This is a genomic window from Acinetobacter sp. 148, assembly GCF_031196675.1.
Taxonomy (GTDB): domain Bacteria; phylum Pseudomonadota; class Gammaproteobacteria; order Pseudomonadales; family Moraxellaceae; genus Acinetobacter; species Acinetobacter baumannii.
In genome coordinates this window covers 1-5,646 of record NZ_JAVIMT010000004.1, presented here as the reverse complement: position 1 = coordinate 5,646, position 5,646 = coordinate 1, and the positions used below count along the sequence as shown (strand labels likewise).

Genomic DNA, 5,646 nt, shown 5'->3' with positions numbered 1-5,646 from the left:
TTTATTGATTTCTTGCTATAAAAAAACACCCCAACCTATTGTGTGTGGGTGTTTAGAATAATGAGCTGGCGATGACTTACTCTCACATGGGTAATCCCACACTACCATCAGCGCTAAGAGGTTTCACTTCTGAGTTCGGGAAGGGATCAGGTGGTTCACTCTTGCTATGGTCGCCAGCACAACTGTTTATGGATACTTGCTTAGGTCTTATTTGATGCCGAAGCGTTTTCCAAATCTGTAACAGACTGGGCTGATTGAATCTTACTTTATTTGTTCATTTTATCTAGAGGTATAACTAAATCAAGTTGTCTTGCATATTTAAGAATCGATTGATGCTTCATATACAACTGCTTGGGTGTTGTATAGTCAAGCCTCACGAGCAATTAGTATTGGTCAGCTTCACATATCACTATGCTTCCACATCCAACCTATCAACGTCCTAGTCTCGAACGGCTCTTTAGAGGACATAAAGTCCTAGGGAAATCTTATCTTGAGGTAGGCTTCCCGCTTAGATGCTTTCAGCGGTTATCCCTTCCGAACATAGCTACCCGGCGATGCGACTGGCGTCACAACCGGTACACCAGAGGTTCGTCCACTCTGGTCCTCTCGTACTAGGAGCAGATCCTCTCAAATTTCCAGCGCCCACGGTAGATAGGGACCGAACTGTCTCACGACGTTCTAAACCCAGCTCGCGTACCTCTTTAAATGGCGAACAGCCATACCCTTGGGACCTGCTTCAGCCCCAGGATGAGATGAGCCGACATCGAGGTGCCAAACACCGCCGTCGATATGAACTCTTGGGCGGTATCAGCCTGTTATCCCCAGAGTACCTTTTATCCGTTGAGCGATGGCCCTTCCATACAGAACCACCGGATCACTAAGACCTACTTTCGTACCTGCTCGACTTGTGGGTCTCGCAGTTAAGCGCGCTTTTGCCTTTATACTCTACGCGTGATTTCCGACCACGCTGAGCGCACCTTCGTACTCCTCCGTTACTCTTTAGGAGGAGACCGCCCCAGTCAAACTACCCACCAGACACGGTCCTCGTCCCGGATCACGGGACAGAGTTAGAACCTCAACATTACCAGGGTGGTATTTCAAGGACGGCTCCACTGGAACTAGCGTTCCAGCTTCAAAGCCTCCCACCTATCCTACACAAGTAAGGTCAAAGTTCAGTGTCAAGCTGCAGTAAAGGTTCACGGGGTCTTTCCGTCTAGCCGCGGGTACACTGCATCTTCACAGCGATTTCGATTTCACTGAGCCTCTGCTGGAGACAGCGCCGCCATCATTATGCCATTCGTGCAGGTCGGAACTTACCCGACAAGGAATTTCGCTACCTTAGGACCGTTATAGTTACGGCCGCCGTTTACTGGGGCTTCGATCAAGAGCTTCGCTTACGCTAACCCCATCAATTAACCTTCCAGCACCGGGCAGGCATCACACCCTATACGTCCACTTTCGTGTTTGCAGAGTGCTATGTTTTTAATAAACAGTTGCAGCGGCCTGGTTTCTGCGGCTGTCGTCAGCTCAGGAAGCAAGTTCCATCACCAACAACAGCGTACCTTCTCCCGAAGTTACGGTACCATTTTGCCTAGTTCCTTCAGCAGAGTTCTCTCAAGCGCCTTGGTCTACTCGACCTGACCACCTGTGTCGGTTTCGGGTACGATTCCTGTGTAACTGAAGCTTAGAGACTTTTCCTGGAAGCATGGCATCAACCACTTCGCTGTACAAGTACAGCTTGCTATCAGATCTCAGCATAGAGTACCCCGGATTTGCCTAAGATACATGCCTACATCCTTTCACCTGGACAACCAACGCCAGGCTGATTTAGCCTTCTCCGTCCTCTCATCGCATTACACAGAAGTAATGGAATATTAACCATTTTCCCATCGACTACGCCTTTCGGCCTCGCCTTAGGGGTCGACTCACCCAGCCCCGATTAACGTTGGACTGGAACCCTTGGTCTTTCGGCGAACGGGTTTTTCACCCGTTTTGTCGTTACTCACGTCAGCATTCGCACTTCTGATACCTCCAGCATGCTTCTCAACACACCTTCATCGGCTTACAGAACGCTCCCCTACCACGTATACAAAGTATACATCCGCAGCTTCGGCACATAGTTTTAGCCCCGTTACATCTTCCGCGCAGGCCGACTCGACTAGTGAGCTATTACGCTTTCTTTAAAGGGTGGCTGCTTCTAAGCCAACCTCCTAGCTGTCTATGCCTTCCCACATCGTTTCCCACTTAACTATGATTTTGGGGCCTTAGCTGGCGGTCTGGATTGTTTTCCTCTTGACTACGGACGTTAGCACCCGCAGTCTGTCTCCCGGATAGTACTCATAGGTATTCGGAGTTTGCATCGGTTTGGTAAGTCGGGATGACCCCCTAGCCGAAACAGTGCTCTACCCCCTATGGTATTCGTCCGAGGCGCTACCTAAATAGCTTTCGGGGAGAACCAGCTATCACCAGGCTTGATTAGCCTTTCACCCCTATCCACAAGTCATCCCCTGGCTTTTCAACGACAGTGGGTTCGGTCCTCCAGTTAGTGTTACCCAACCTTCAACCTGCTCATGGATAGATCGCCTGGTTTCGGGTCTATACCCAGCAACTAAACGCCCTATTAAGACTCGATTTCTCTACGGCTCCCCTATACGGTTAACCTCGCTACTGAATATAAGTCGCTGACCCATTATACAAAAGGTACGCAGTCACACCACGAAGGTGCTCCCACTGCTTGTATGCATGCGGTTTCAGGATCTATTTCACTCCCCTCACAGGGGTTCTTTTCGCCTTTCCCTCACGGTACTGGTTCACTATCGGTCAGTCAGGAGTATTTAGCCTTGGAGGATGGTCCCCCCATATTCAGACAAGGTTTCACGTGCCTCGCCCTACTCGTCATCATTATGTGTGCCCTTTCGTGTACGGGAATATCACCCTCTACGTTCGCACTTCCCAGAGCGTTCCACTAAAACACACATAACTTAATGGGCTGATCCCCGTTCGCTCGCCGCTACTGAGGGAATCTCAATTGATTTCTTTTCCTAAGGGTACTGAGATGTTTCACTTCCCCTCGTTCGCCTTGCAACACTATGTATTCATGTTGCAATACCTACCTTAAAGTAGGTGGGTTCCCCCATTCAGACATCTCCGGATCAAAGGATATTTGCCGCCTCCCCGGAGCTTTTCGCAGGCTATCACGTCTTTCATCGCCTCTGACTGCCAAGGCATCCACCACATGCACTTAATTACTTGACTATACAACCCCAAACAGTCGATGTTACCTACAAGTTAGTAACTTCAACATTTCAGTTTAGAGCACTGTGCACTTAAGCACTGTACAGCTTCAATCTAAATTCACATACCAAAACGCTTGATTCAGTTAATTTGCTAGTTCTCAATTCATCTAGATTAATTGCTTAACCTAAACTCTTGAGTGAACAATTTATTTCAGACTCAATTTTGCCAATCTGTTAATGAGTTAATGTGTCTTCGTCAGATCACACTAATTACCGTGATAATGAAATCACAGAAGTTAATAAACCAAGATCTTAATCTTTATTTACTAATTTCTGTAATCCGAACTTATCTTAAGTTCTGGTGGAGACTAGGAGAGTCGAACTCCTGACCTCCTGCGTGCAAAGCAGGCGCTCTACCAACTAAGCTAAGTCCCCAGCTTACATCATCAATCATGTATCTTTTATCTATAACTTCAACCAGTCAAAGTCATGGTGGGTCTGACAAGACTTGAACTTGTGACCCCACGCTTATCAAGCGTGTGCTCTAACCAACTGAGCTACAGACCCTCAGATACATCTATGAAGAACAACTTGTTGTGGATTCTTACCAATCGTCAATCTTTCGTTAAGGAGGTGATCCAGCCGCAGGTTCCCCTACGGCTACCTTGTTACGACTTCACCCCAGTCATCGGCCACACCGTGGTAACCGCCCTCTTTGCAGTTAGGCTAGCTACTTCTGGTGCAACAAACTCCCATGGTGTGACGGGCGGTGTGTACAAGGCCCGGGAACGTATTCACCGCGGCATTCTGATCCGCGATTACTAGCGATTCCGACTTCATGGAGTCGAGTTGCAGACTCCAATCCGGACTACGATCGGCTTTTTGAGATTAGCATCACATCGCTGTGTAGCAACCCTTTGTACCGACCATTGTAGCACGTGTGTAGCCCTGGCCGTAAGGGCCATGATGACTTGACGTCGTCCCCGCCTTCCTCCAGTTTGTCACTGGCAGTATCCTTAAAGTTCCCATCCGAAATGCTGGCAAGTAAGGAAAAGGGTTGCGCTCGTTGCGGGACTTAACCCAACATCTCACGACACGAGCTGACGACAGCCATGCAGCACCTGTATCTAGATTCCCGAAGGCACCAATCCATCTCTGGAAAGTTTCTAGTATGTCAAGGCCAGGTAAGGTTCTTCGCGTTGCATCGAATTAAACCACATGCTCCACCGCTTGTGCGGGCCCCCGTCAATTCATTTGAGTTTTAGTCTTGCGACCGTACTCCCCAGGCGGTCTACTTATCGCGTTAGCTGCGCCACTAAAGCCTCAAAGGCCCCAACGGCTAGTAGACATCGTTTACGGCATGGACTACCAGGGTATCTAATCCTGTTTGCTCCCCATGCTTTCGTACCTCAGCGTCAGTATTAGGCCAGATGGCTGCCTTCGCCATCGGTATTCCTCCAGATCTCTACGCATTTCACCGCTACACCTGGAATTCTACCATCCTCTCCCATACTCTAGCTCACCAGTATCGAATGCAATTCCCAAGTTAAGCTCGGGGATTTCACATCCGACTTAATAAGCCGCCTACGCACGCTTTACGCCCAGTAAATCCGATTAACGCTCGCACCCTCTGTATTACCGCGGCTGCTGGCACAGAGTTAGCCGGTGCTTATTCTGCGAGTAACGTCCACTATCTCTAGGTATTAACTAAAGTAGCCTCCTCCTCGCTTAAAGTGCTTTACAACCATAAGGCCTTCTTCACACACGCGGCATGGCTGGATCAGGGTTCCCCCCATTGTCCAATATTCCCCACTGCTGCCTCCCGTAGGAGTCTGGGCCGTGTCTCAGTCCCAGTGTGGCGGATCATCCTCTCAGACCCGCTACAGATCGTCGCCTTGGTAGGCCTTTACCCCACCAACTAGCTAATCCGACTTAGGCTCATCTATTAGCGCAAGGTCCGAAGATCCCCTGCTTTCTCCCGTAGGACGTATGCGGTATTAGCATCCCTTTCGAGATGTTGTCCCCCACTAATAGGCAGATTCCTAAGCATTACTCACCCGTCCGCCGCTAGGTCCAGTAGCAAGCTACCTTCCCCCGCTCGACTTGCATGTGTTAAGCCTGCCGCCAGCGTTCAATCTGAGCCATGATCAAACTCTTCAGTTAAAATCATTTTGCACCTTATTATAGACAAGGTGCCAATTCTGGCTCATCAATTACTGACTTAAATTTCGCTCAAATAAACTTCGAGTAATTTAAACCAATCAATCAATGAAAATTATTTCGATTAATCAATCAGTAAAAATCCACACAAGTTGTTCTTCAATTCTCTTAATGATAGCCGCCTGCGGTAAGAACAATTTCTTTGGCTGCGGTCGCGTGGATTTTTTCTTAAGTCGAAATAACCAGAACA

The 5,646-nt window shown here is 48.6% G+C and carries 2 tRNA genes and 3 rRNA genes; all 5 read right to left on the bottom strand.

Features of this window, described 5'->3' with window-relative positions:
• Positions 1-63: 63 nt before the first annotated feature.
• Positions 64-178: ribosomal RNA gene (gene rrf / locus RFX69_RS00045) — 5S ribosomal RNA — on the bottom strand.
• 184 nt (positions 179-362) lie between these two features.
• Positions 363-3,255 (bottom strand): 23S ribosomal RNA (locus RFX69_RS00040).
• Positions 3,256-3,595: 340 nt separating this feature from the next.
• Positions 3,596-3,671 (bottom strand) — tRNA-Ala (locus RFX69_RS00035).
• Positions 3,672-3,726: 55 nt separating this feature from the next.
• Positions 3,727-3,803, bottom strand: a tRNA-Ile gene (locus tag RFX69_RS00030).
• 59 nt (positions 3,804-3,862) lie between these two features.
• Positions 3,863-5,399, bottom strand: a 16S ribosomal RNA gene (locus tag RFX69_RS00025).
• The 16S, 23S and 5S rRNA genes sit together here with 2 tRNA genes alongside, the layout of an rRNA operon.
• Positions 5,400-5,646: the final 247 nt, after the last annotated feature.